25 protein-coding genes are annotated in these 25,319 nt (G+C 64.3%); 14 read left to right on the plus strand and 11 right to left on the minus strand.

All coding sequences use genetic code 11. The features are described 5' to 3' along the window. Window positions 1-24 precede the first annotated feature (24 nt). The gene (locus tag NKI96_RS04505; protein ID WP_023669704.1) at window positions 25-510 is read right to left on the minus strand and encodes a hypothetical protein; all 486 of its coding nucleotides are present in this window, start codon (window positions 508-510) and stop codon (window positions 25-27) included. Window positions 511-685: 175 nt separating this feature from the next. Here NKI96_RS04505 and NKI96_RS04510 point away from each other — a divergent pair, with 175 nt between their 5' ends. Continuing rightward, entirely contained in the window at window positions 686-1,051 is a 366-nt protein-coding gene (locus NKI96_RS04510; RefSeq protein WP_023683098.1) for a RidA family protein, read from the plus strand. 104 nt (window positions 1,052-1,155) lie between these two features. Continuing rightward, window positions 1,156-2,382, plus strand: a complete 1,227-nt coding sequence (locus NKI96_RS04515; RefSeq protein ID WP_023704185.1) for an amidohydrolase/deacetylase family metallohydrolase — start codon at window positions 1,156-1,158, stop codon at window positions 2,380-2,382. Window positions 2,383-2,537: 155 nt separating this feature from the next. Here the strand turns inward: NKI96_RS04515 and NKI96_RS04520 are convergent, their stop codons facing one another. Next, on the minus strand, window positions 2,538-4,328 hold the full coding sequence (locus NKI96_RS04520; RefSeq protein ID WP_023704186.1) for a flavin-containing monooxygenase: 1,791 nt from the start codon (window positions 4,326-4,328) through the stop codon (window positions 2,538-2,540). 402 nt (window positions 4,329-4,730) lie between these two features. On the opposite strand from NKI96_RS04520, the gene NKI96_RS04525 reads away from it, so the two are divergent. The 6 genes from NKI96_RS04525 (at window position 4,731) to NKI96_RS04550 (ending at window position 12,936) form a co-directional block, all read left to right on the plus strand. Next, window positions 4,731-4,820 carry a K(+)-transporting ATPase subunit F gene (locus NKI96_RS04525; protein WP_023669708.1) on the plus strand — a complete coding sequence of 30 codons (90 nt, stop codon included), beginning with the start codon at window positions 4,731-4,733 and terminating at the stop codon, window positions 4,818-4,820. A gap of 18 nt (window positions 4,821-4,838) precedes the next feature. Continuing rightward, complete coding sequence (gene kdpA / locus NKI96_RS04530; RefSeq protein ID WP_352803100.1) at window positions 4,839-6,542, plus strand: potassium-transporting ATPase subunit KdpA; 1,704 nt, start codon at window positions 4,839-4,841, stop codon at window positions 6,540-6,542. Window positions 6,543-6,774: 232 nt separating this feature from the next. Beyond that, a complete protein-coding gene (gene kdpB / locus NKI96_RS04535) occupies window positions 6,775-8,868 on the plus strand; it encodes a potassium-transporting ATPase subunit KdpB (protein ID WP_352803103.1) in 2,094 nt (697 codons plus the stop codon). A gap of 12 nt (window positions 8,869-8,880) precedes the next feature. After that, complete coding sequence (gene kdpC / locus NKI96_RS04540) at window positions 8,881-9,447, plus strand: potassium-transporting ATPase subunit KdpC (protein WP_023744101.1); 567 nt, start codon at window positions 8,881-8,883, stop codon at window positions 9,445-9,447. A gap of 67 nt (window positions 9,448-9,514) precedes the next feature. Then, window positions 9,515-12,247 carry a DUF4118 domain-containing protein gene (locus tag NKI96_RS04545; RefSeq protein ID WP_352803105.1) on the plus strand — a complete coding sequence of 911 codons (2,733 nt, stop codon included), beginning with the start codon at window positions 9,515-9,517 and terminating at the stop codon, window positions 12,245-12,247. Next, window positions 12,244-12,936 (plus strand): response regulator transcription factor, encoded by a 693-nt coding sequence (locus tag NKI96_RS04550; protein ID WP_023691942.1) that lies wholly within the window; start codon window positions 12,244-12,246, stop codon window positions 12,934-12,936. The genes NKI96_RS04545 and NKI96_RS04550 overlap by 4 nt, the downstream gene beginning before the upstream one ends. 15 nt (window positions 12,937-12,951) lie before the next feature. Here the strand turns inward: NKI96_RS04550 and NKI96_RS04555 are convergent, their stop codons facing one another. Next, a complete protein-coding gene (locus NKI96_RS04555) occupies window positions 12,952-13,542 on the minus strand; it encodes an invasion associated locus B family protein (RefSeq protein ID WP_023691943.1) in 591 nt (196 codons plus the stop codon). A 247-nt stretch (window positions 13,543-13,789) separates the two neighbouring features. Here NKI96_RS04555 and NKI96_RS04560 point away from each other — a divergent pair, with 247 nt between their 5' ends. Next, window positions 13,790-14,062 (plus strand): hypothetical protein, encoded by a 273-nt coding sequence (locus NKI96_RS04560; protein WP_155923979.1) that lies wholly within the window; start codon window positions 13,790-13,792, stop codon window positions 14,060-14,062. Between the two features lie 120 nt (window positions 14,063-14,182). Next, window positions 14,183-14,659, plus strand: coding sequence for an NUDIX hydrolase (locus NKI96_RS04565; RefSeq protein ID WP_023669717.1), 477 nt, complete (start codon window positions 14,183-14,185; stop codon window positions 14,657-14,659). 6 nt (window positions 14,660-14,665) lie between these two features. Here NKI96_RS04565 and NKI96_RS04570 read toward each other — a convergent pair whose 3' ends face one another. From NKI96_RS04570 to NKI96_RS04590, 5 genes are all read right to left on the minus strand, one after another. Beyond that, a complete protein-coding gene (locus NKI96_RS04570) occupies window positions 14,666-15,532 on the minus strand; it encodes a citryl-CoA lyase (RefSeq protein ID WP_031199646.1) in 867 nt (288 codons plus the stop codon). Continuing rightward, the gene (locus NKI96_RS04575) at window positions 15,529-16,707 is read right to left on the minus strand and encodes a CaiB/BaiF CoA transferase family protein (RefSeq protein ID WP_031199647.1); all 1,179 of its coding nucleotides are present in this window, start codon (window positions 16,705-16,707) and stop codon (window positions 15,529-15,531) included. The genes NKI96_RS04570 and NKI96_RS04575 overlap by 4 nt, the downstream gene beginning before the upstream one ends. A gap of 15 nt (window positions 16,708-16,722) precedes the next feature. Continuing rightward, a complete protein-coding gene (locus NKI96_RS04580; RefSeq protein ID WP_023686551.1) occupies window positions 16,723-18,246 on the minus strand; it encodes a tripartite tricarboxylate transporter permease in 1,524 nt (507 codons plus the stop codon). 4 nt (window positions 18,247-18,250) lie between these two features. After that, window positions 18,251-18,787, minus strand: a complete 537-nt coding sequence (locus NKI96_RS04585) for a tripartite tricarboxylate transporter TctB family protein (RefSeq protein WP_352803110.1) — start codon at window positions 18,785-18,787, stop codon at window positions 18,251-18,253. A 124-nt stretch (window positions 18,788-18,911) separates the two neighbouring features. Continuing rightward, window positions 18,912-19,889: a Bug family tripartite tricarboxylate transporter substrate binding protein gene (locus tag NKI96_RS04590; protein ID WP_352803113.1), complete on the minus strand. Its 978-nt coding sequence runs from the start codon at window positions 19,887-19,889 to the stop codon at window positions 18,912-18,914. 206 nt (window positions 19,890-20,095) lie between these two features. Between NKI96_RS04590 and NKI96_RS04595 the strand changes: the two genes are divergently transcribed. After that, window positions 20,096-20,869 (plus strand): IclR family transcriptional regulator, encoded by a 774-nt coding sequence (locus NKI96_RS04595; protein ID WP_023683085.1) that lies wholly within the window; start codon window positions 20,096-20,098, stop codon window positions 20,867-20,869. Here the strand turns inward: NKI96_RS04595 and NKI96_RS04600 are convergent. From NKI96_RS04600 to NKI96_RS04610, 3 genes are all read right to left on the minus strand, one after another. Next, window positions 20,856-21,956, minus strand: coding sequence for an OmpA family protein (locus NKI96_RS04600; RefSeq protein ID WP_352803116.1), 1,101 nt, complete (start codon window positions 21,954-21,956; stop codon window positions 20,856-20,858). The genes NKI96_RS04595 and NKI96_RS04600 overlap by 14 nt on opposite strands. A gap of 120 nt (window positions 21,957-22,076) precedes the next feature. Further along, the gene (locus NKI96_RS04605) at window positions 22,077-22,616 is read right to left on the minus strand and encodes a GNAT family N-acetyltransferase (protein WP_023686555.1); all 540 of its coding nucleotides are present in this window, start codon (window positions 22,614-22,616) and stop codon (window positions 22,077-22,079) included. 142 nt (window positions 22,617-22,758) lie between these two features. Continuing rightward, window positions 22,759-22,989, minus strand: coding sequence for a YdeI/OmpD-associated family protein (locus NKI96_RS04610; protein WP_023683083.1), 231 nt, complete (start codon window positions 22,987-22,989; stop codon window positions 22,759-22,761). A gap of 141 nt (window positions 22,990-23,130) precedes the next feature. Between NKI96_RS04610 and NKI96_RS04615 the strand changes: the two genes are divergently transcribed. The 3 genes from NKI96_RS04615 to NKI96_RS04625 all read left to right on the plus strand — a co-directional run bounded on the left by NKI96_RS04615 (window position 23,131) and on the right by NKI96_RS04625 (window position 25,314). Next, window positions 23,131-23,586, plus strand: a complete 456-nt coding sequence (locus tag NKI96_RS04615) for a DUF2214 family protein (RefSeq protein WP_023735112.1) — start codon at window positions 23,131-23,133, stop codon at window positions 23,584-23,586. A gap of 178 nt (window positions 23,587-23,764) precedes the next feature. Continuing rightward, the gene (locus NKI96_RS04620) at window positions 23,765-24,742 is read left to right on the plus strand and encodes a tripartite tricarboxylate transporter substrate-binding protein (protein ID WP_352803119.1); all 978 of its coding nucleotides are present in this window, start codon (window positions 23,765-23,767) and stop codon (window positions 24,740-24,742) included. A gap of 98 nt (window positions 24,743-24,840) precedes the next feature. Beyond that, window positions 24,841-25,314, plus strand: coding sequence for a tripartite tricarboxylate transporter TctB family protein (locus tag NKI96_RS04625; RefSeq protein ID WP_352803122.1), 474 nt, complete (start codon window positions 24,841-24,843; stop codon window positions 25,312-25,314). Window positions 25,315-25,319: the final 5 nt, after the last annotated feature.

The following is a 25,319-nucleotide window of genomic DNA, read 5'->3' on the forward strand; positions in this document are numbered from 1 at the left end:
CGGCAATAGCATGAGCGGCAAGACTCAGATCCCCAAGGGATGTGGCATGTAGCCGACGAAGCCGCCGATCTTCCAGTGGCCCGCCACCTTCCTGCAAAAATACAGCGTCTGCCATTTCAGCTTGTCGACGCTGCCATCGGCCTTGGCCACCGAGCCGTTGAACTTCTTGTGCAGCACGGCGCGGTCGCCATCGACGTCGATGTCGCGCATGTTGGTGACGCGAAACAGCGCCTCGCGCAGCGGCTCGGCGAATCTGGCCGCCGCCGTCTCCTTGGCCTGGCGCAGCCATTCGTCGCGATAGACGGCAAGGCTCGGGAATTGCAGACGCCAGGCGTCGGCATCGCTGAGGAAATGCGCATGCATGCCGAAGAAGCTGTCGGCGAGGAAATCATCCTCGACCATCGACCAGTCCTGACCGATAAAGGCGTCGATGTCGCGCCGCACCAGCATTTCCCAGAGCGCGTGACGATCCGCATCGCCCTCTGGAAACGGGTTCTTGTCGAAGGTCATTGAAATCTCCTGTCGGGAAAATGCGACGCGCAAGATGCTGGCGAGCCTGCGATAAAGCAACACGCGTTTGGAAAAATGTTGCTTTCCAAAAAGCCCCCTATGAGGATCACCGGGACAGGCGTAGAGCGGTCGGCGAAAACGGGGCGCGGCCCGCCATTCTGAACAGGAGTTTCCCTTGCCCAAAGAGTGTTTTGGAACATCCCACGTGCCGCTGTCGCCGGCCGTGCGCGCCGGGGATTTCGTCTACATCTCAGGTCAGGTGCCGGTCGACGGCGACCGCATCGTGGTCAAGGGCGGCATCACCGAGCAGACCGAGCAGGTGCTGCAGAATGTGAAGGCGGCACTCGCGCTGGCCGGTTGCACCATGGACGATGTCGTCAAGACCACGGTCTGGCTCGAGGACGCGCGCGACTTCGGCGCCTTCAATGCCGTCTACGCCAAGCACTTCCCGAAGAATCCGCCGGCCCGCACCACGGTCGAATCGCGGCTGATGATCGACATCAAGATCGAGGTCGAAGCCGTCGCCTACCGGCCGGTTTGACCAGCCGGGGCATGATCCCGAAAAGTGGAGACGGGGTTTTCTCGGACAAACGGAAATCGTTTTGTCCAGAGATCATGCCCCAAAACGAAGAGAGGCAGGCGCCGATGCAGTTCGATCTCCTGATCAAGGGCGGCCGCCTGATCGATCCGGCCTCGGGCCTGGACGCGCCGCGCGATGTCGCCGTTGCGGGCGGACGCATCGTGGCCATCGAGGCGGCGATCGATGCCGAGCACGCCACCAAGATAGTCGACGCTCGTGATTGCATCGTCACGCCCGGCCTCATCGACCTGCATAGCCATGTCTATTGGGGCGGCACCTCGCTGGGCGTCGACGCCGACCGGCTGGCGGCCAAGAGCGGCACCACGACCTTCATCGATGCCGGCAGCGCCGGCGCCGGCAATTTTCTGGGCTTTCGCCGCCATGTCATCGAGCGCTCGAAGGTGCGCATCCTGGCCTATGTCAACATCTCCTTTGCCGGCATATTCGGCTTCTCGCAAAGCGTCTCTGTCGGCGAATGCAGCGATCTCAGGCTCTGCGAGCCACGCGAGACGGTGGCCGCGGTGCGCGAGCACGCCGGTGTCGTCGTCGGCGTAAAAGTGCGCTCCGGCAAGCATGCCGGCGGCACCAGCGGCATCGCGCCGGTGGACCTCGCGCTGGAAGCCGCCGACCGGGCCGGCCTGCCGCTGATGGCGCATATAGACGAGCCGCCGCCCGGCCGTTCCGAGGTGCTGCCGCGCCTGCGCAAGGGTGACATCCTCACGCACTGTTTTCGCCCGTTCCCCAACGCGCCGGTCTTCGCCTCCGGCGCGGTGCGGCCGGACATGCGGCTGGCCCGCGAACGCGGCGTCATCTTCGACATCGGCCACGGCATGGGATCGTTCGACTTCGCCGTGGCGAAAGCGATGCTGGCCGAGGGCCTCGCGCCCGACGTCATCTCCAGCGACGTGCATCTCTATTGCGTCGACGGTCCGGCCTTCGACATACTGGTCTGCATGTCGAAGCTAATGGCGCTGGGCATGCCGCTGGTCGAGGTGCTGCGCGCCGCCACGCAAAGGCCAGCCGAGGCGATCGCCAGGCCGGAGCTTGGGACGTTGAAAGTTGGCGGTGTCGGCGATGTCGCGGTGCTGAGACTGCGCCCCGGGCGCTTTACCTTCGTCGATGCGGTCGGTGCGGCGCTGATCGCGGATCAGCGGCTGGTCTCAGAAGGCATTGTTATCGGCGGTGTCTGGTGGCCGAACGAAGCGCCCGACCACAACGAGACCGAGCGCTTCGCGCCGCATGCGGCACATACGCATGTCGAGGTCGCGGCACGGCATTTCGGGCGTGGATAATCTCCCTCCTTGAGGGGGAGATGGCCGGCAGGCCAGAGGGGGTCGGTTCGACCGGACGCGACCTTCCTTGCCGAGAATGAAGGTCAGCGCTCCACGCGTGGCGACCCCCTCTGTCGCCTTCGGCGACATCTCCCCCTCGAGGGGGGAGGAGATCGCTAGCGCCCTGCGTTACTCACCGCCCCAAACACCGGCGTCGCAATCCCTTCCATCCGCGCCTTGATCTGCAGCGCCACATATTTCGAGTAAAACCGCGACAGCGCCAGATTGCCGCCGTGGAACCACAGCGCGTCCTGCGCCGTCGGCTTCCACATGTTGCGCAGCTCGCCTTGCCAAGGACCGGGATCGCCCTTGACGCCGGAGCCGAGGCCCCAGCATGGCCCGACCTTGTCGGCGACCTCGCGCGAGACGATGGCCGCCACGGTCTCGTTCATCGACTGGTAGCCGGTACAGGCGACGATCGCATCGACGGCCAGCTCGCTGCGGTCGTCGAACAGGATGCCGGTCGGCGTCAATGAACTGATGCCGACGCCGCTCTTCACTTTGATCTCGCCATTGATGATCAGTTCGCAGGCGCCGACATCGATGTAGTAGCCGGAGCCGGTGCGGTAGGCCTTCATCAACAGCCCGGTCTCGTCCTCCCCGAAATCGATGGCGAAGCCGGCGGCGCGTAGCTGGTCGTAGAAGTCTGCGTCGCGTGCCTTGATCACCTCGTAAAGATCCCGCTGGCCCTTGGGTACAAGCGCGAACGGCGTGGACGCGACGATCAGGTCGGCCTTGTCGGTGCTGATGCCGCGCGCCAAAGCCTTTTCCGAGAAGATCTCGAAGCCGACTTCCATCAGAGTGTCGGATTTCACCACTGTCGTCGGCGACCGCTGGATCATGGTGACGTCTGCGCCGCTCTCCCAGAGGTCGACGCTGACATCGTGCCCCGAGCTTGCCGCGCCGATGACAGCGACACGTCTGCCGCGGAATTTCTCGCCGCTTGCATACTGGCTGGAATGCAGGAGTTCGCCCTTGAAGGTCTCGGCGCCGGGCAGCGCGATCTGGCGTGGCGGGCCATAGGCGCCGGTGGCAAAGACAATGTGCTTCGGCTTCAGCGTGATCTGCCGGCCGACGCGGTCGACCACCACAGTCCACACCTTCTCGGCCTCGTCATAGCTGGCGCTGAGGCATTTGGTGGCGACCCAGTAGTTGAGCTCCATCACCCTGGTGTACATCTCCAGCCAGTCGCCCATCTTGTCCTTGGGCGTGAACACCGGCCAGTTCTCCGGGAACGGAATGTAGGGCAGATGGTCGTACCAGACCGGATCGTGGAGCACGAGCGAGCGATAACGGTTGCGCCAGGAATCGCCGGGGCGCGCATTTTTCTCGATGATGATGGTGGGCACACCGAGCTGCCTCAGCCGCGCGCCGAGCATGATGCCGCCCTGCCCGCCGCCGATCACCAGGCAATAGGGCTGCTCGGTGGCGCCGAGGTCGCGCGTCTCGCGCGCCCGCGCCTCCGCCCAGGTTTCGCGCTTCGGATCGGCCTTGTGACGGATACCAAGCGGCCGCGCCGGTCCCTTTTGTTCCTCGAACCCCTTGAGCTCACGCACCGCCGTGAACAAGGTCCGGCAGCGGCCGTCCGTAAGGCGCACAATCCCTTCGCCCCGCGCGACCGCCGTTTCGAACGTGAACCAGGCCTCGACGGTGCCCTCATCCGAGGTCGCCTCGCCGGACAGCGTCCAGTGTGAGGGCTTCGTTTCCGCCAGCGTCGCTTGCAGCATGTCGCGGATCTCATCGCGGCCTTCCATCGTGGTGATGTTCCAGGTGAAAGCCAGCAGATCGCGCCAGTAGCAATCCTCGACGAACAGGTTGGCGGCCGCCTCGGCGTCATCAGCTTCCAGCGCCCGTGCAAGCGCGCAAAGCCATGTCGCCGCCTGTTTCGATGGTGCCATGTCGAGCATCTGTTTTTCCCTCGTTTTGCGTTCCCATTGTTTCGAAAGACGGAGCCGCCGCAAGAGGGGTCGCGATATCATGGCGTCGGTTTCTAGCGGCCCGGAACGGAGCCATCTCCCGGAAATCTTTATAGGAATTTTATATCTTTCCTCCCGGCCCCGTCTCGAACCTTTATGGCGATCGGGTCCATATTCCATCTCGAGCAAAACGCTGCGGACGCCGTGACCCCAGAGTTACGGCGGGCCGTTCTCATGGAATTTCTGGCTCGCCAGTCGCTGGCGCCAAATACAAGCAGAAGCAAGGACCAACACAAATGGACATCGTCGTCATCGGGATCGAGGTTTTGTTCTTCGGTCTTTCCCTCGCCTACATCAAAGCTTGCGACGCTCTTTAAGCGGAAGGATCGCACCATGCTTGTCGATTACATCCTCGGTGGCGGCGTGACCTTGTTCCTGCTCGTCTACCTGACATACGCCCTCGTTCGCCCAGAACGCTTCTGAAGCAAGGCACGGAAACCCATGACACTCAACGGATGGATACAGATCCTGGTTTATTGCGGGATCGTCGTTTTGCTGGTGAAGCCGCTCGGCGGCTACATGTACCGCGTCTTCAATGGCGATCGCACCTTTCTCTCGCCCATACTCGGGCCCGTTGAGCGCGGCCTCTACCGCATTTCGGGAACCAGCGAGCGCGAGGAGCAGCACTGGACGACCTACGCGGCAGGAATCATCTTCTTCAGCCTTGCCAGCTTCCTGGTGCTGTACTTTCTGCAACGCCTGCAGGGCGTCCTGCCTTACAATCCGGCCGGGATGGCATCGGTCGAACCCAATCTCGCCTTCAACACTGCCGTCAGCTTCGTCACCAACACCAACTGGCAGAATTACGGCGGCGAAAGCACGTTGTCCTACCTCGTGCAGATGGCCGGCCTGACTGTTCAGAACTTCATGTCCGCCGCCGTCGGCATTGCCATTGCGGTGGCGCTGATCCGCGGCTTCGCCCGCGCCTCGGCCAAATCGATCGGCAATTTCTGGGTCGATATGACCCGCTGCACGCTCTACATCCTGCTGCCGCTCAGCATCGTGCTCACCCTTGTCTATGTCTGGCTCGGCATGCCGCAGACGCTCGGGCCTTATGTCGACGCCACCACGCTGGAGGGCGCCAAGCAGACGCTCGCCCTTGGGCCGGTCGCCTCGCAGGTCGCCATCAAGATGCTCGGCACCAATGGCGGCGGCTTCTTCAACGCCAATGCCGCGCATCCTTTCGAAAACCCCGACGCCATCTCCAACATGATCCAGATGGTGACGATCTTCGCGCTGGGTGCTGCACTCACCAACGTCTTCGGCCGCATGGTCGGCAACCAGCGCCAGGGCTGGGCGATCCTGGCCACGATGGGTGTGCTGTTCATCGCTGGCGTCGTTATCTGCTACTGGGCGGAAGCCGCGGGCAATCCGCTGGTCCATGCGTTGGGCGTCGACGGCGCCAACATGGAAGGCAAGGAGAGCCGCTTCGGCATTGCCGCTTCGGCACTATTCGCCGTCATCACCACGGCTGCGAGCTGCGGTGCGGTGAACGCCATGCATGACTCGTTCACAGCACTTGGCGGCCTGATCCCGATGCTCAACATGCAGCTCGGCGAAGTCATCGTCGGCGGCGTCGGCGCCGGCTTCTACGGCATCGTCATGTTCATCGTCATCACCGTGTTCGTCGCCGGCCTGATGGTTGGCCGCACGCCCGAATATCTCGGCAAGAAGATCGAGGCCAAGGAGGTCAAGATGGCAATGCTCGCCATCCTCGCTCTGCCGTTGGTCATGCTGGTCTTCACGGCAATAGCGGTCGTGCTGCCAAGCGCCGTCGCCTCGATGGCCAATGGCGGTCCGCATGGCTTCTCCGAGGTTCTTTATGCCTACACTTCGGCGGCGGCCAACAACGGCTCGGCCTTTGGCGGCCTTTCCGGCAACACGCCCTGGTACAACATCACGCTCGGCATCTCCATGTGGGTGGGTCGCTTCTTCGTCATCATTCCAGCGCTTGCCATTGCCGGCTCGCTAGCGACGAAGAAGACGGTTCCGGCTTCCGCCGGCACCTTCCCGACCGACGGCCCGCTGTTCGTCGGCCTCCTCATCGGCGTCATCCTGATCGTCGTCGGCCTGACCTTCTTCCCGGCACTGGCGATCGGACCGATCGTCGAGCACCTGGCTGCCATCAACGGCCAGACATTCTGAGGCTTGTCATGTCCTGGTTCTACCCAAAACGCATGAAGGCCCGGCCGCGAGCCGGCCCACGAGCCGGCAATGAGGGGGAGGAAACGCCCCCTCCCTTCCCCAGCGTATCTACCTTCCTCGGCCTCGCGGCAGTCATGATCGTGATCTGGCTGCTGGCCTATGGTCCGCCGCCCCTCTTTTCGGCATCCGATCGGTCGGTGCCGGCCAACAGTTCAGATACTGGAGCCACCAAATGAGCCAGTCCAAATCCGCGAGCATCATGGATGCCCGCATCCTGTGGCCGGCCATCGGCGGCGCCTTCAGGAAACTCGACCCCCGCACGCTGGTCAGGAACCCGGTGATGTTCGTCGTCGCCATCGTCTCGCTTCTTACCACGGTCCTGTTCGTCAAGGATCTCGCCACCGGCGGCGGCGATTTCGGCTTTACGCTGCAGATCATCATCTGGCTGTGGTTCACCGTGCTGTTCGCCAACTTCGCCGAGGCCGTCGCCGAAGGCCGCGGCAAGGCGCAGGCCGATTCGCTGCGCAAGGCGCGCACCGAAACCCAGGCCAAGCTGCTTGCCGGCGAAGACCGCTCCAGGTTCAAGCTGGTGCCCGGCACCAGCCTGAAGGTTGGCGACATCGTGCTGGTCGAAGCCGGCGACATCATCCCGTCCGACGGTGAAGTGATCGAAGGCGTGGCCTCGGTCAACGAGGCGGCAATCACCGGCGAGTCCGCACCCGTCATTCGCGAATCCGGCGGCGACCGTTCGGCGGTCACCGGCGGCACGCAGGTTCTGTCCGACTGGATTCGCGTGCGCATATCAGCCGCCTCCGGCCACACCTTCCTCGACCGCATGATCTCGCTGGTCGAGGGTGCCTCGCGCCAGAAGACGCCCAACGAGATCGCGCTCAACATCCTGCTCCTCGGCATGACGCTGATCTTCGTGCTGGCCACCGCCACGATCCCGAGCTTTGCCTCCTATTCCGGCGGCTATATCCCGGTGACGGTGCTGGTCGCGCTGTTCGTCACCTTGATCCCGACCACCATCGGCGCCCTGCTGTCGGCCATCGGCATTGCCGGCATGGACCGCCTGGTGCGCTTCAACGTGCTGGCCATGTCCGGCCGTGCCGTCGAAGCGGCGGGCGACGTCGATACGCTTTTGCTCGATAAGACCGGCACCATCACGCTCGGCAACCGCCAGGCCACCGAATTCCGCCCGGTCAAGGGCGTCACCGAACAGGAACTGGCCGATGCCGCGCAGCTCGCCTCGCTCGCCGACGAGACGCCTGAGGGACGCTCGATCGTCGTGCTGGCCAAGGAGAAATACGCCATCCGCGCCCGTGACATGGCAACCTTGCATGCCAGCTTCGTGCCCTTCACCGCGCAGACCCGGATGAGCGGCGTCGACATCGATGGCTCGTCGGTGCGCAAGGGCGCCGTCGATTCGGTTCTCGCCTATGTCAGCCAGTCGACATCGGCCACTCACGGCACGCGCCCCGGCAGCGACACCGTCAAGGATCTCCAGGCGATCGCCGACGAGATCGCCAAGTCGGGCGGCACGCCGCTGGCCGTCGAGCGTGACGGCCGCCTGCTCGGCGTCGTCCACCTCAAGGACATCGTCAAGGGTGGTATCCGCGAGCGCTTTGCCGAACTGCGCAAAATGGGCATCCGCACCGTGATGATCACCGGCGACAATCCGATGACTGCGGCGGCGATCGCAGCCGAAGCCGGCGTCGACGATTTCCTCGCCCAGGCCACGCCCGAGGACAAGCTGAAGCTGATCCGCGACGAACAGGCCAAGGGCAAGCTGGTCGCCATGTGCGGTGACGGCACCAACGACGCGCCGGCCTTGGCGCAGGCCGACGTCGGCGTCGCCATGAACACCGGCACGGTTGCCGCCCGCGAGGCCGGCAACATGATCGACCTCGATAGTGACCCGACCAAGCTGATCGAGATCGTCGAGATCGGCAAGGCGCTGCTGATGACGCGCGGCTCGCTGACGACCTTCTCGATCGCCAACGACGTCGCCAAATACTTCGCCATCATCCCGGCCATGTTTGCCGTCTTCTACGTTGCGCCGGGACATACAATCGGCCCCCTGCAAGCGCTCAACATCATGCACTTGGCCACGCCGCAGAGCGCCATCCTGTCGGCCATCATCTTCAACGCGCTGATCATCATCGCTCTGATCCCGCTGTCGCTTAAAGGCGTCAAATACCGCGCCATCGGCGCCGGCGCGCTGCTCAGCCGCAACCTGCTGGTCTACGGCCTCGGCGGCATCATCGTTCCCTTCGTCGGCATCAAGGCGATCGACATGATCGTCACCGGCCTCGGCCTCGCTTAAGGAAATACGTCCATGCTCACTCAGATAAGACCCGCTGTTATCATGATCGTCTTTTTCACCGTTTTGACCGGCCTGATCTATCCCCTGGGCATGACCGGCATCGCCCAGGCGCTGTTTCCGCACCAGGCCAATGGCAGCTTGATCGAGAAAAACGGCACGGTCATCGGCTCCGAACTGATCGGCCAGGGCTTTGCCGACGACAAGTATTTCCATGGCCGCCCCTCGGCTGCCGGCGACGGATACAACGCCGCAGCGTCCAGCGGCTCCAATCTCGGTCCAACCAACCCCAAGCTGATCGACCGCATCAAGGGCGATGTTGCAAAGCTGAAGGCGGAGAACCCGAACCAGCCGGTGCCGATGGATCTGGTGACGACGTCCGGCAGCGGCCTCGACCCCGCTATCAGCCCGGACGCCGCCTATTTCCAGGTCGCTCGGGTGGCCAAGGCCAGGGGCTTCGACGAAGCCAAGGTCAAGGCGCTTGTCGACAGCCATGTCGAAGGCCGCGAACTCGGCTTCCTCGGCGAGCCGGTCGTCAATGTGCTGGCGCTCAACCTGGCACTGGACGATACCAAGCAGTGAGAGACAATCTCTGAAGCCAGGGGCCGGGGATCGACACGATCCTCGGCGCCGTTCATGATCGAGCCTGATGCCGGACGCCAGAAGCAACGATACCAGACCCTCTCCGGACGCGCTGCTCGAGCATGCGGAACGGGAAGAGCGCGGCCGTCTGCGGATATTTCTCGGCGCGGCCCCCGGCGTCGGCAAGACCTATGAAATGCTGATGGCCGGCCGCGCCAGGTTGGCCGACGGCGTCGACGTAGTGATCGGCGTCGTCGAGACCCACGGCCGCAAGGAAACACTGGCGCTGGTCGACGGCTACGAGGTCATCCCGCGCCAGAAGGTCGACTACAAGGACCGCGTGCTGAATGAGATGGACATCGACGCCATCCTCGCCCGCCGGCCGGCGCTGGTGCTCGTCGACGAACTCGCCCACACCAACGCACCCGGCAGCCGCCACCCCAAGCGCTATCTCGACGTCCAGGAAATCCTTGCGCGCGGCATCGACGTCTACACCACGCTCAATATCCAGCATGTCGAGAGCCTGAATGACGTCGTGGCACAGATCACCCGCGTCAGGGTGCGCGAAACGGTCCCGGACTCCATCATCGACCAGGCCGACGACATCGAGATCATCGACCTCACGCCCGACGACCTGATCAAGCGGCTGAAGGAGGGCAAGGTCTATTTCCCCAACACTGCCCAGCGCGCAGTCGAAAACTATTTCTCGCCGGGCAATCTGATCGCGCTTCGGGAATTGGCGCTGCGCCGCACCGCCCAGCGCGTCGACGAGCAGTTGCTCAACCACATGCAGTCGCACGCCATTCCCGGCCCCTGGGCGGCGGGCGAAAGGGTGCTCGTCTGCGTCGATGCGCGTCCGGGCGGAGCGTCTCGTGTCCGCTATGCGCGCCGGCTGGCCGACCGGCTGCGCGCACCGTGGACGGCGCTGCATGTCGACACGCCGCGTTCGGCCGGCATGTCGGAGGAAGACAAGGACCGGCTGGCCACACTGTTGCGCCTGGCCGAGCAGCTCGGCGCCGAGGTGACGACCATTCCGGGCCAGAACGTCGCCCAGGACATCGTCCGCCACGCCATGGCCAACAACTTCACCCATATCGTCGTCGGCAGGCCGACCCGCTCGCGCTGGCGCGAACTGATCGAGGGTTCGCTCACCTACGATCTGATCCGCAATGCCGGCGATATCAGCGTCCATGTCATTTCAGGAACGGAGCGCGACAACGAGGCCACGTCGAGGGTCAAGGCGGCGGCCGAGCAGACGCCATTTCAAATCTGGCCTTATCTTTTCTCGACCGTCTATGTCGCCGGCGCGCTTGCCGTCAGCGCCGTCCTCGATCAGTTCCTCGACGTTCGCAACCTTGCCAGCGTGCTGCTGCTGGCGGTGCTGACATCGGCAGTGACCTTTGGCCTGTGGCCGGCGCTGTACGCCTGTTTCCTCAGCGCCATTGCCTTCAACTTCTTCTTTCTCGAGCCGCGCTACACGATGACGATCCGCGATCCGGAGAGCATCGTTGCCTTCGCCGTCTTCCTCGTCGTTGCCGTCATCGCCAGCAATCTGACGGCGCGTGTGCAGCGTCAGGCAGCCGCCGCCCGTTCACGCGCTCGGGCCACCGAGGACATCTACCTCTTTTCAAAGAAGCTCGCCGGCGCCGGCACGCTCGACGACGTTTTGTGGGCCACAGCCTTCCAGATCGCCTCGATGCTGAAGCTGCGCGTGGTGCTGCTTTTGCCGGAAGAAGGCACGATCACCGTCAAGGCCGGTTATCCCCCCGATGACACGCTGGCCGAGGCCGACATCGCGGCTGCACGCTGGGCTTGGGAACACAACCGGGCTGCCGGCCGTGGCGCCGATACCCTGCCCGGGGCAAAACGGCTCTACCTGCCCTTGCGGACCGGCCGTACCGCCATCGGCGTCGTCGGCCTCGACAATGACAAGCAGGAGCCGCTCTTGACGCCCGAGCAACAGCGCCTGCTCGACGCGCTGGCCGACCAGGCGGCGGTTGCCATCGAGCGCATCCAGCTGGTCGCCGATGTCGACCGCGCCAGGCTGGCGGCCGAGGCCGACCGCTTGCGCTCGGCACTGCTGACGTCGATCTCGCATGATCTGAAGACGCCGCTGGCGGCAATCATGGGCGCGGCCGGCACGCTCAGGGAATTTGCGCCGGCACTGCCCGAGGACGATCGGGCCGAGCTGCTGACCACCGTGCTCGACGAGTCCGAACGGCTGAACCGCTTCATCGCCAATCTGCTCGACATGACCAAGATTGAATCGGGCGCCATGGAACCGAATTTCGCCCTGCACTATGTCGGCGATGTCGTTGGCTCGGCCTTGCAGCGGGCACGCAAGATCACTGCCGGGCACAAGACCGAGGTTGATATTCCGGCCGACCTGCCGATGCTGAAGCTTGATCCCGTGCTGTTCGAACAAATGCTGTTCAATCTGCTCGACAATGCCGCGAAATACGCGCCACAGGGATCGACAATCCGGCTGCAGGGCTGGGCCGACAATGGCTCCGTCGCGCTGCAGATCATGGATGAGGGACCGGGCATTCCGCCCGCCGACCTGGAGCGCGTCTTCGACAGCTTTTACCGGGTGCGCAAGCGCGATCAGGTCCAGGCCGGCACCGGGCTCGGCCTGTCGATCTGCCGGGGCTTCATCGAGGCGATGGGCGGCACGATCATGGCGGCGAACCGCAGCGATCGCCCGGGCGCAGTCTTCACAATCCGCATGCCGAGGTTGGTACAATCGTCCGATACGGACGTATCAGGTGTGGACGAGCAAGCATCTGGTGATCCGGCATGACAAATTCCAATGTCAGCATACTGGTCGTCGATGACGAGCCGCCGATCCGCAAACTGCTGCGCGTCGGCCTCGGCAGCCAGGGCTATGCGGTCAGCGAAGCGCCCAACGCCAAGGCTGCGATCGAACTCGTCGATGCACAAAAGCCGGATCTGATCCTGCTCGACCTCGGCCTGCCCGGCATGGGTGGCCTCGATCTCCTGCGGAAATGGCGCGACGACGGCCTCGACGTGCCCGTGGTCATCCTGTCCAGCCGCACCGACGAAGCCGGCATCGTCGCGGCGCTCGAACTCGGCGCTGACGACTACATCACCAAGCCGTTCGGCATGAACGAACTGGTCGCCCGCATCCGCGTCGCGCTGCGCCACAAATTCCAGCAGCAGGGCGAAAAGCCGGTGTTCCACACCGGAGATCTCAGCGTCGACCTGGTCAAGCGCATCGTCAAGGTCGAAGGCAAGGAGATAAAGCTCTCCCCCAAGGAGTACGACATATTGCGCATTATGGTGCAGCATGCCGGCAAGGTGCTGACCCACCATTTCCTGCTGAAGCAGGTGTGGGGCGATTCGACCGACGTGCAGTATCTCAGGGTCTATGTCCGCCAGCTCCGGCAGAAGATCGAAAAGTCGCCCGACCAGCCGCGCTACATCACCACCGAGACCGGCGTTGGGTACCGGCTGCGCGAGGTTGAGTGACCGGACGTTTTCCGCTCAGTCCGCCGAGAGTTCCGCGGTCCGTGCCAGTGCGCCGCCGAAGCCGTTGAGCGGGATGGTGAAACTCACCGCTTGACCAGTGTCGGCCGCGAAGGCGTCGATCTTCAGCGTGGTGGCTGCCTTGAGCAGCGGCGTGACGCTGGCATCGAACGCCACCGGCACCAGGCAGCCGACGGCCTGGCAGGTGTTGAACGGCAGGCTGCCTTCCAGCTTCTGGTCGTCGATGGTCAGGCTGACGCCTTTGGCGAGCGCCAGGCCGAACGGCAGCGCCAGCGTTCCGGCGGCATCGTCGCCGCTCTTGCTCGACAGCTCGATCGCCAGCAGGCGCTGGTTGGACTGCTTGTTGAACTGCTGATGCGACAGGCTGCAAACCTTGGCCGTGCCGGTTACCTGGCAATTGACCGTCCAGTCGCCATGTGTCTCGGACAGCGCCGAGGCGCCGCCAGGCAATGTCGGGCCGGCAGCAGGGGCGGGCGCTGCGGCGGCAGGCGCCGCCTTGTCGGTCTTGGTTTGCGCCGCGACTGCCACCGGGCCAAGAATACAGATGCTGCCCAGTAGCGCCGCGAAATATACTTGCCTGCTTTTCATCAATATGCTCCCGATTGTGCCTCGAGTCAGCCGCGATTGAGCCCGAGATCCGCGCCCGATAGAGCGGTCAATCGATCTTTTCTGTCAAGTGCGGCAGGCCGCATCCTCAGGGATTTCGCCAACCCGTGGCAGATCCGCCAATGGCAGACCGGCCCATGGCAGATCGAGACGAACGCCCTATATAGAGAGGAGGTTATATCTGTACTGGAATGAACTGATGTCGACGCTTCGCCTATCGACAGTTCTCATGTCGGCAATGCTGGCGGCGGCAACGCTCGCCGGCATCATGCAATTTGCTGCGGCTCAGTCCGTCAATCCCAGCGCCAACCGGCTGATCCAGCAGAACCAGCTGCAGCAATTGCGCAACAGCCTGCAGCGGCAGCAGTTCCAGCAACAGCAGCAGCAATATCGCGAGCAGGACCGTCGGATCGTGCCGCAGCCGCGCCCCGAAGTGCCCGTCGTCCGGCAAGCTTGTCCGATTCAGATCGTCAACAACCAGATTGTGCGTGTTTGCCGTTGATATCGGTCGCTTGCGATTTACTTAGTCGACTTATTTACTAAAAATGCTCATTGCCTCGCGGGCATATCAGGGTTTGCAGGCGGCGTGCGGCGGTGCGCCCGCCGACCGGATTTTCAGCACATGGCGACGACCAAGAAAAAGGCGGTACGCAAGGCAAGGCGAGGCGAACGCATTCGCCAGGTTGCCGCCATTCCCTTTCGCCTGGACGTTTCAGGCAATTTCGAAGTGATGCTGGTGACGTCGCGAGCGACGAAGCGGTTCATCGTGCCCAAGGGCTGGCCCATGAAAGGCAAGAGCGGGCGCAAGGCCGCCACCATCGAGGCGCGCGAAGAAGCCGGCGTGCTCGGCAAGACCCGCAAGGCGCCGGCCGGCAGCTATTCCTATTGGAAACGGCTGGAGCACAATTTCGTGCGCGTCGACGTCGTCGTCTATCTGTTGGAGGTGTCCGAGGAACTGGCCAACTGGCAGGAGGCCAAGAGCCGCCAGCGGGCATGGCTCAAGCCGCAGGACGCGGCGTTGCTCATCGATGAGCCGGATCTCTCGACGCTGATGGCCAACCTGGCGCCGCCTCAGCCGGCAGTGCCGGACCCGGCCTGACCAACCTCACTTGCCCTCGTCCCCTTCAGCGGGACCCTCATCCCCCTCAGCGGGAAATGGCCGCAGCGGCGTGCCCGTATAGGCCCACAGCCATTCGCGCGGCAGCGGCCCTTTGTTGCGCTCGCTTTGCTGCGACTGTTCCCATGCATGCGCCAGGATGCCGACCGAGCGCGAGAGCACGAACAGGCCGCGCGTCAACGGCGGCGGAAAGCCGAGCTCGCCATAGATGACGGCGGTGGCGCCGTCGATGTTGAGCGGTATTTTCTTCCCCTTGCGCCGTGCCACCTCTGATTCGACGGCCTCGGCGATGTCGGCAAAGCGTCCGCTGACGACGCCGCGCGCGGCAAACTCGCGCGTCACTGCGATCAGGCGCGGCGCGCGCGGATCGACCGGGTGGAAGCGATGGCCAAATCCCGGCACATAGCCTTTCTCCTCGGCGAAGAAACGGTCGAGCCGTGCGGCTACGGCTTGGTCCAGCGCAACACCCTGGTCAAGTGCCACGGCAATGTCGCCATAGAAGGACAGCGCCTGTTCGCCGGCGCCGCCATGCACGTCACCCAGCACGTTGACGGCGGACGCCATGGCGCTGTTGATGCCGACGCCGCAGGTGATGGCCATGCGTGCAATGGCGATCGACGGCGCCTGCGGCCCGTGGTCGACGGCCGCCCCCAGCGCAATGCCGAGCAGCGCCGCCTGCTCCTTGCTCGGCAATTCGCCGCGCAGCATCAGCCAGATCGTTGCCGGGAAGCTGACGCGGCCGATCAGCTCCTGGATTTCATAGCCGCGCAGCCGGATGATGCCGGGGCTCATCTCGATGATGCCGGTCTGCCACCACTCCTCGCCGCGCTCGCGGCCGGTTTTTCTCTCGCTCACGCGCTTCTCCTGGCGCGCGGCGGCAGGGTGGAAAAAACCTCGTCCATATGCTCACCCAGCACCGGTGGCGGCAGGACCGGCAAGGGTGCCGCGCCATCGACCATGAAGCCGCCGCGCACCACGGTCAGCGGCTGCGCCATGCCGGGCAGACCCTGGAAACGCGTAGTCATGTCGCGCTCGACGACCTGGCGCTCGCCAAGCACTTGGGGGATCGTCAGCACCCGGCCCGCCGGCACGCCGGCGCGGTTGAATTTTTCCTCCCAGGCTGCGGCCGAGGCGCTCGCCAAGGCCGTCTCGATCAGCACCTTCAGCACAGCGCGGTTCTGCTTGCGCGTCTCGCGCTCGGCAAAGCGCGGGTCGTCGGCCAGTTCCGGCTGGCCGATCAGCCGGCAAAGCGTGACGAACTGCTCCTGCTTGTTGGCGGCGATGTTGAGCAGGCCGTCGCCGGTGCGAAACGCGCCGGAGGGCGCAGCCGTCATGTTCTCATTGCCCATCGGCTGCGGCTCGACACCGGCGGTCAGATAGTTGGACACCGGCCAGCCCAGCGCCGACAGCGTGCATTCCAGCATCGAGACATCGAGAAACGCGCCCTCGCCCGAGGTCTTCTGCTTGACCAGTGCCGCGGCGATGGCGAAGGCCCCGACCAGCCCGCCCAGCGTGTCGGCGACGGGATAGCCGACCCGCAAGGGTGCTGTCTCCGGCGTGCCGGTGATGCTCATGATACCGGACAGCCCCTGGATGATCTGGTCGTAGGCCGGATTGTCGCGCATCGGCCCGCTCTGGCCGAAACCGGATATGGCGCAATAGACGAGACCGGGGCGGACCGCTTTCAGCACCTCATAGCCGAGACCCAGCCGCCCCATCACGCCCGGTCGAAAATTCTCGACCAGCGCGTCGGCCGAGGCGACGAGATCGAGGAAGCGTTCGCGGTCGGCTTCGCTCTTGAGATCCAGCACCACCGATCGCTTGCCGGCATTCTGCGCCAGGAACGACGCGCCCATGCCCGCATTGTTGAGCGCCGGCGAGGCGCCGAGCTGGCGCGCCAGATCGCCGCCTTGCGGCGTCTCGACCTTGATGACATCGGCGCCGAGCAGCGCCAGCTGGTAGGCACAATAAGGGCCCGCCAGCACATTGGTCAGGTCGAGGATGCGGATGCCGGCAAGCAGATCGGTCATGATGCTCCAGGTTGCTCAGGCATCGCCCGGCACATGCTCCGGCCCGCGCCGGCGCCGATGCTCGATGAAGGCCCAGATATGCGGCCCGGCTAGACCGATGAAGGCGAGGATCAGCAGCACCAGCGACAGCTTGTGGGTGTAGAACACCGACCAGTCGCCGTTCGAGATCGTCATCGCCCGGCGGAACTGCGTTTCGGCGAGCGGCCCCAGGATCATGCCGATGATGACCGGCGCTGTCGGGAAATCGAAGCGCCGCATCAGGAAGCCGGCGGCCCCCAGGAGATAGAGGATGACGAGGTCGATCGGCGATTGCGAGATGCCGTAGGTGCCGACGGTGGCGAACACCAGGATGCCGGCATAGAGCTGCGGCGCAGGGATTTTCAACAGCCGTACCCACAGCCCGATCAGCGGCAGGTTGAGGACGACCAGGATGACGTTGGCGATGAACAGGCTGGCGATCAGGCCCCAGACCAGATCGGCCTGCGTCGTCAACAGCAGCGGTCCCGGATTGATGCCGTAGCTCTGGAAGGCCGACAGCATGATTGCGGCAGTCGCCGAGGTCGGCAGGCCAAGGGTGAGCATCGGCACCAGCACGCCGGCGGCAGACGCATTGTTGGCGGCTTCCGGTCCGGCAACGCCCTCGATGGCGCCGACCGTGCCGAACTCCTCCTTGTGCTTCGACAGCTTCTTTTCGATGGCATAGGACAGGAAGGTCGGGATCTCGGCGCCGCCGGCAGGCATGGCGCCGATCGGGAAGCCGATAAAAGCGCCGCGCAGCCATGGCTTCCACGATCGTCCCCATTCGGCCGCTGTCATGTAGAGCGATCCCTTGAGCGGCACGATCTCGTCCTTGCCGGCATAGCGGCGCGATGCCATGTAGAGCGTCTCGCCGACGGCAAACAGGCCGACCGCGGCAATGATGACATCGACGCCATCGAGCAGTTCGTTCATGCCGAAGGTGAAGCGCGGCTGTCCCGTCTGCAGGTCGACGCCGATCATGCCGATGACGAAGCCGATGAACAGGCTGGTGAGGCCGCGCACGGAGGACGAGCCGAGCACCGCCGACACCGTGATGAAGGCAAGCACCATCAGCGAGAAATATTCGGCCGGCCCGAAGGCCAGCGCGAACTTCACCACCACCGGCGCCAGGAAGGCGACGCCCATCGTGCCGATGGTGCCGGCGACGAAGGAGCCGATCGCCGAGGTCGCCAGTGCCGCGCCGCCGCGACCCGAGCGGGCCATCCTGTTGCCTTCCAGCGCGGTGACGATGGTGGCGCTTTCGCCCGGCGTGTTGAGCAGGATCGAGGTCGTCGAGCCGCCATACATGGCGCCGTAATAGATGCCGGCGAACAGGATGAAGGACGCCTCCGGCGCCACCTGGTAGGTGATCGGCAACAGAAGCGCGATGGTCAGCGCCGGCCCGAGACCGGGCAGCACGCCGATGGCGGTGCCGAGCGTGGTGCCGACCAGGCACCACAGCAGGTTCATCGGCGAGAAAGCGACCGAAAATCCGTGGGCGAGATGGCCGAGCGTCTCCATGGCGTCAGCCCCTTACCGTGGCGATGATCGCGTCGACCACCGTATTCAGCTGGTTTTCGATGAAGCCGGCGCCAATGTTGACGCCGAGCGCCCTGGCAAAGCCGAAATAGGCGGCCAGCGCCAGGATAAGGCCGGTCAGCGCATCACGGAGCGTGTGCTTGCTGCCGAAGCCATAACAGACGAGCACGAACATGATGACGGAGGCGGCGGTGAAGCCGAGCGGCTGGATCAGCACCAGGTTGGCGACCAGCCCGGCAACGACGATGCCCATCGCCTTCCAGTCGGTCGGCGTTTCCTTTTCCTCCTGCGGCTGCCAGCCGCCGCGCAGCGCGGCGACGATGAGCAGCAGCGAAAGCACGATCATGCCGGTCATGGTGATGTAGGGAAAGACGGTCGGCCCGACCTTGGAATAGAGCGGCGAAACCGGGATCGCCAGGGTCTCCCACGCCACGGCCGCGGCACAGGCGAGAAGCCCGATGCCGATCAACAATTCGGGCATGGCAAGGCGCGGGGGCGCCGGCTGCTGGTCGCTGGTGCTCATCGATGTCCTCCCGAGATGGCCGGCATCCTCCCGCCGGCCGCATCCGCAGTTTCACTCCCAGCGCATGATATGTCCATGCCGCAGGCGAATGTCGGAGGGGCGGCCGTGGCCGCCCCTGAAGACATCAGGCGAGGCCGAGATCCTTGAGGATCGCGGTGATGCGGGCGGTGTCGTCGACGAGGAATTTCGCATAATCGTCGCCGGTCAGAAGGATGGGGGTCCAGTTGCGGTTCTTGCATTCGGCTGCCCAGGCATCGCTCTTGGCCATGGTCTCGATCATCGTGACCATCGCCGTCTTGTCGGCGTCGGAGACGCCTGGCGGTGCGAATACGCCGCGCCAGTTGAACAGTTCGACGTCGATGCCGGCTTCCTTCATCGTCGGTGCGTCGATGCCGTCCTGGCGCTTGTCGGCGGAGATCGCCAACAGCCGAAGCGCGCCCGCCTTGACCTGCTCGGAGAACTCGCCGAAGCCGGAAATGCCGGCCGCCACCTGGTTGCCGAGCAGCGCCGACAGCGCCTCGCCGCCGCCGGCGAAAGGCACATAGGAGAGGTTGGTTGCCGGAACGCCGACCGTCTTGGCGATCAGCCCGAACAGGATGTGGTCGGAGCCACCGGCCGAGCCGCCGGCCACCGGAACCTTGGTCGGATCCGCTTTGAGCGCGGCGACGAAATCGCCGGCCGTCTTGAACGGCGAATCCGCCGGCACCACCAGCGCCTCGAACTCGCCGGTGAGGCGGGCGATGGGCGTCACTTCGGAGAGGTTGTTGGCCGATTTGTTGGCGATGATGGCGCCGACCATGACCATGCCGGCCACCATCAGCGAATTGCCCTTGCCCTTCCACTGGCTGATGAACTGCGGCAGGCCGACAGTGCCGCCGGCGCCGCCGACATTGGTGATCTGCGAGCCGGAGATCAGTTTTTCACTGCGCAGCACCTGGTCGATGGTGCGCCCCGTCTGGTCCCAGCCGCCGCCGGGCGCGGCCGGCACGAAGATCTGGATCTGCGGTGCATCCTGACCGAGGGCGGGCGTCAAATGCGTTGCAACGAATCCGGCAGCGCCTGCGGCCGCGGTGCTCATCAAAAATCTGCGTCTGTTCAGCATGGGATTCCTCCAAATCACGACACCTCCTCCGGTGCCTGCCAGAAACGTAGCCTGAAAACAGACCCGCTCGGCAAAAATTCATGCCGATTTCGGTACGTTCTGTCAACAGGAACGCTGTTCTACTAGACAGAACCATGGATGTGCGGCACAATCGCTTCGGCCGGCCTTTGTCCGAGCAGGTAAACTGGAATGAAACTGTTCGTGAGATGACCGAAGCGCGATCCCAGCCGTTGCCGGCCGATGGTGTTGCCGCGCTCGACCGCGCGATCGCCATTCTCGACGCGTTCGCGACCGCCGACCGCTCGCTCAGCCTGGCCGAGATCGCGGCGCGCACCGGGCTCTACAAAAGCACCATTTTGAGGCTGGCGAACTCATTGCTGCGCGGGCAGTTGCTGGAGCGGCTCGATGATGGCCGCTACCGCATCGGACCCGCCACCTTTCGGCTTGGCGCGCTTTACCAGCGCTCGGTCGTGGCGGTCGACATCCTGCTGCCGATCATGCGTGATCTTGCCGAACGCAGTTGGGAAAGCGTGGCGTTCTATGTCCGCTCGGGCGACGCCCGCACCTGTCTCTACCGCGTCGAATCCAAGCATCCTATCCGCTACACGATCCGGGAAGGCGACCTGCTGCCGTTGCTCACCGGCTCGGGCGGCCGCGTGCTGGCAGCGTTTTCAGGCCAGCCGGGCGAACCATACGAGACCATCCGCAAGGCCTGCCACTATCTGTCGATCGGCGACCGCGACCCTGAGACGGCGGGCGTCTCGGTGCCGGTGTTCGGACCGGGCCGCGTTCTGCTCGGCGCCTTGACGCTCGCCGGCCCGTCGACACGCGTCGATACGGCGTTCCTGCGCCGCATGACACCGGACCTGCTGGAGGCCGCCGCTCGCGCCACCCGCGCCTTCGGCGAGGATGCCTCGATGCTGGAGCAGGCAGCGCGCCTAGCCGGCGCTGAAACCGTGATCGGCCTCAGTTCGCCTTGACCAGCACCACGCGGCGGTTCTTGGCGCGGCCGGTTTCGTCATCATTGCTGGCGACAGGCGCCATCATGCCGGCGCCGGCGGCGGTCAGCCGGCCGCCATCGATGCCGTATTTCGAGACCAGCGCCGCCTTCACCGACTGCGCCCGCCGCGACGACAGATCGATATTGTAGTCGAAGGCGCCCTGGTTGTCGGTATGACCGACGACGATCACCGCCATACCGGGCTCGTTGGTCAGAAGCGTCGAGATCTCCTTCAGCGTCGGTTCCGATTCCGGCTTGATGTCGGCCTTGTCGGTGTCGAAGAAGATGCCGTAGAGCGAGATGGAGCCGGTGGCCGACAGCGAATCCGCCATCTTGGCCGCTTCGACCACCACCATCTTCTTGTCGCGCGCCTTGGGCTCCAGCACCTGAACGACGGCGATGGTGCGGCCGTTGAGTTCCTTGCAGTAGAGGTCGTCGATCAGCGAATAGGCCTGAACAGTGACATAGGCGTCGCCGCCATCCTGCGGCACCTTGGCAGCGAAGAAGCGCTGGTCGTTGATACCGGTGGTTACCGCACAGGCGCCATTGGAAAAGGCCGCGTCCTTGACGTCGCTTTCATGGAAGAAATACATCATCAGGCTCATGTCGCCGCCGCCACCGCTCGACGACCGGTCGGCGGCGCCGCCGCACTCTTCCTTCTTGCATTCGAACAGGACTTCGCCGCCGGCGGCCGCGATCACATCCTGGTAGTTGCGCAGCACTTCGAGCGGGGAGCGCTCGGCCGGCAGCACATAGGCGATGCGGGTCAGCGCGCCTTCGACCTCAGCCTTCTTGTCCGGCGCGAACACACGGTTGTTCATCGTGTCACGGGCATCCGGATCGGCGCTCGGCTTCAGCGGCGACAGCGGCACTGTAAAATCGGTATAGGCGAATTTTTCGTAGGAGACGATGAACGACCCCTCGTAGCGCTTGGCCAGATGATTGTCGGCACCGCCCTCGATGTCGGCGGTCGGCACCGTCGCATCGGCGCCCGCCAGTTGCACGGCCGCCAGGAGCAGCAGCCCCGCCCAGAAAAGCTTCAGAAATATCGCATTGATCGCACGCATGGTCGGCTCCCCCAAAGAGCAATTCCAGGAAAAGTGTGAGCGGTTTTCCCACAGGAATTGCGTAGCTAGATTAGAATAGCCAACCCTGGCAGAACGTGGAAATTGCGTCGATGAAGCGCTTCACACCCGCCGTTCGAGCAGGATCGTCAGCCCGTCGTGATAGGTGGTTTCCAGGACCTTGGTGTAGCCGCACTTTGCCGCAACGTTCAACGAGCCGGTGTTTTCCGGATCGATGATGCAGACGGTTCTCGCGCCGGCAAAGGTTTCGTCGCCCCAGGCCAGGGCCCTTCTGACGACTTCGCTGGCAAGACCCTTGCCATGCGCTTGCGGCGCCAGCGCCCAGCCGGCTTCCGGAATGCCCTCGAGCGACGGCTCGATGTCGCGCTTCAGGTCGTGGAATCCGGCTTCGCCGATGAAGCGACCGCTGGCCTTGTCCTCGACCGCCCAGAAGCCGTAGCCGAGCAGCGACCACAGGCCGGCATGCCGCAGGAACCGCATCCAGCTTTCCTCCCGCGTCCGCGGCTTGCCGCCTATGAAACGGGTGGTGACGGGGTCGGCCCACATGACGGCATAGTCGTCGAAATCTTCGATCCGGTGCGCCCGCATGATGGTCCGTTCCGTTTCGAGAACCGGGACGCCGGCTGTTTTTGGACTGCCCATGAAACTCTGCCTCCGTTGACGGTCAGCGCTTAGCAAACCAGCGCGCCCGGACAAGGGCCAAGCCGGATCATCATTCAGCCAGGGAAGCTTCCGAACGGCCCGGCGCGACCAGGCGGTCGAAGCGAACAGCGTCGGCTTACTTTCAGCCGTGCCAGACCATCTTCATGTAGAGCCCACCGCGCCGCAATTCGTCCAGCATCTGGTCGAGCCGCTTCTGCCTGGTGTCGCTGCGTTTGGCGCGGGCGACCCAGCCGAGATAATCGTTCTTCTGGTAGTCCGGCCGCGCCTCGTAGGCCGCTGTCAGTCCTTTTTCGGTCAGGGCGATGCGGATGTCGTCCGGCATCGGGTTCAGGGCGCGCTTCAGTCCGGTCATTTCAGAAAACCCCAGCTGTCAGGATGGCGACGCCGATGGTCCAACCCAGGTCCGCCTCTGGGAATTCTGCCGAACGATGCTACCTTTCGCAACCGGTCCGGCAAGGGCCGGTCTCGATACCGCCAATGGGAGGAGAACGCCATGGACACCACCGATCTCGTGCTTGCCATTTTCCATCATCTGCTGGTGTTGTCGCTGGCCGGCATCATCGGCGCCGAATTTGTCCTGATCCGCGGCGACCTCTCCGCCGCCACGCTCAAGCGGCTTGCCGGCATCGACCGCCATTATGGCATCATCGCCATGCTGATCATCATCATCGGCATCTGCCGCGTCATCTACGGCCTGAAGGGCTGGGAATTCTACGTCTACAACTGGGTGTTCTGGGCCAAGATGGCGGCATTCGGCATCGTTGGCCTGCTGTCGATCATCCCGACCATCCGCTTCATCTCCTGGAACCGGCAAGCCAGTGCAAATCCCGGCTTTCAGGTGCCGGTTGCGGAACTCGCCTCGGTGAAGACCTATGTGCGCGCCGAAGCCTTCATCTTCCTGCTGATCCCGATCTTCGCGGCGGCGATGGCGCGCGGCTACGGTTATTGAAGCAACGCCAACACCAAACCCATCTCCTCCGGGCATACTCCCCACTGATCGCCATGGTTGCGCACGACTGTATTTTGCAGTTTGCGTCAGGCGACAATCTGTTAGCTTGCCTTTGTTGCACCGTCGCTGCCTGACCTGCACAGCGATCGGAGATTGATATCCTGGGAGGAGAATTACGATGAGGAAAATTGTAGCCGCCCTGGCCGCCGCCGCGGCCGTCTCGCTTTATTCGTTCGCCGCCAGCGCACAGACCTATCCCGAGCGCACCATCACCGTCGTCGTGCCGTTTGCGGCCGGCGGTCCGACCGACACGGTTACGCGGCTCGTCGCCGAAGCCATGTCGAAGGATCTCGGCCAGCAGATCATCGTCGAAAATGTCGGCGGCGCCGGCGGCACGCTGGGCGCCGGCCGCGTCGCCAACGCCGACCCGGATGGCTACACGCTGCTCCTCCATCACATCGGCATGGCGACCAGCGCGACCCTCTACAGAAAACTCGCCTACGACACGCTGAACGCCTTCGAGTATGTCGGCCTCGTCACCGAGGTGCCGATGGCCATCGTCGCCCGCAAGGACCTGGAGCCGGCCGACCTGAAAGGGCTGGTCGAATACGCCAAGACCAACAAGGACACCATCACCGTCGCCAATGCCGGCATCGGCGCTGCCTCGCATCTGTGCGGCATGCTGTTCATGAGCGCCATCGGCACGCCGCTGGTCACCGTGCCCTACAAGGGCACCGGTCCGGCCATGACCGACCTTCTCGGCGGCCAGGTCGACATTATGTGCGACCAGACCACCAACACCACCAAGCAGATCCAGGGCGGCACGATCAAGGCCTATGCCGTCACCACGCCGGAGCGCCTCGACGTGCTGAAGGACGTGCCGACGACCATCGAAGCCGGCCTGCCCGCGGTGCAGGTCGGCATCTGGCACGGCCTCTATGCGCCGAAGGGCACGCCGGCCGAGATCACCGGCCGACTGTCGAAATCGCTCCAGGTCGCGCTGAAGGACCCCAACGTCATCGCCCGCTTCGCCGAACTCGGCACCAAGCCGTCGTCCGAGGCCGACGCGACGCCGGCAGCGCTGAAGGCCAAGCTGGAAGGCGAGATCATGCGCTGGAAGCCGATCATCGAAGCCGCCGGCCAATACGCCGACTGAGGCTTGAACGGGGCGCTGCCGGCGCCCCGTTTTCGCTTCGACGTCCGTTTTCACATTTGCAACGGCAAGCCCGTTGCAAGGGTCAGGGGAGGACCGCCATGAAACCTTTCGCCATCGACAGGACAAACGGCCTGTGCGCCGCGCTGTTCATCTTTTTCGGCGCCTTTTTCGCGATACAATCGCTCGGCCTCGAAATCGGCACCGCCTTCCGCATGGGACCGGGCTATTTCCCGCTGGTGCTGGCGATCGTGCTGATCGTGCTCGGCGCCATCATCCTCGTCCAGGCGGTGCGCGTCGAGGGCGAGCCGATCGGCCCCATTGCGTGGCGCGGCATGCTGTTCATCCTGCCGGCGCCGATCTTTTTCGGCATGACCGTGCGCGGCCTCGGCTTCGTCCCGTCGATCTTCCTGACGGCGCTGATCGCCTCTTTTGCCAGCGCCCGCATGAAGCCGCTGACGGCACTTCTGCTGTCGGCCGGCCTGGCGCTGTTTTCGGTGCTGGTCTTCAGCTACGCGCTCGGGCTGCCATTCCAGCGCTTCGGCCCCTGGTTGCCCCAATGGCTGGCATTGTGAGGCGC

Source organism: Mesorhizobium sp. M0292 (genome assembly GCF_040321695.1).
Lineage (GTDB): Bacteria > Pseudomonadota > Alphaproteobacteria > Rhizobiales > Rhizobiaceae > Mesorhizobium.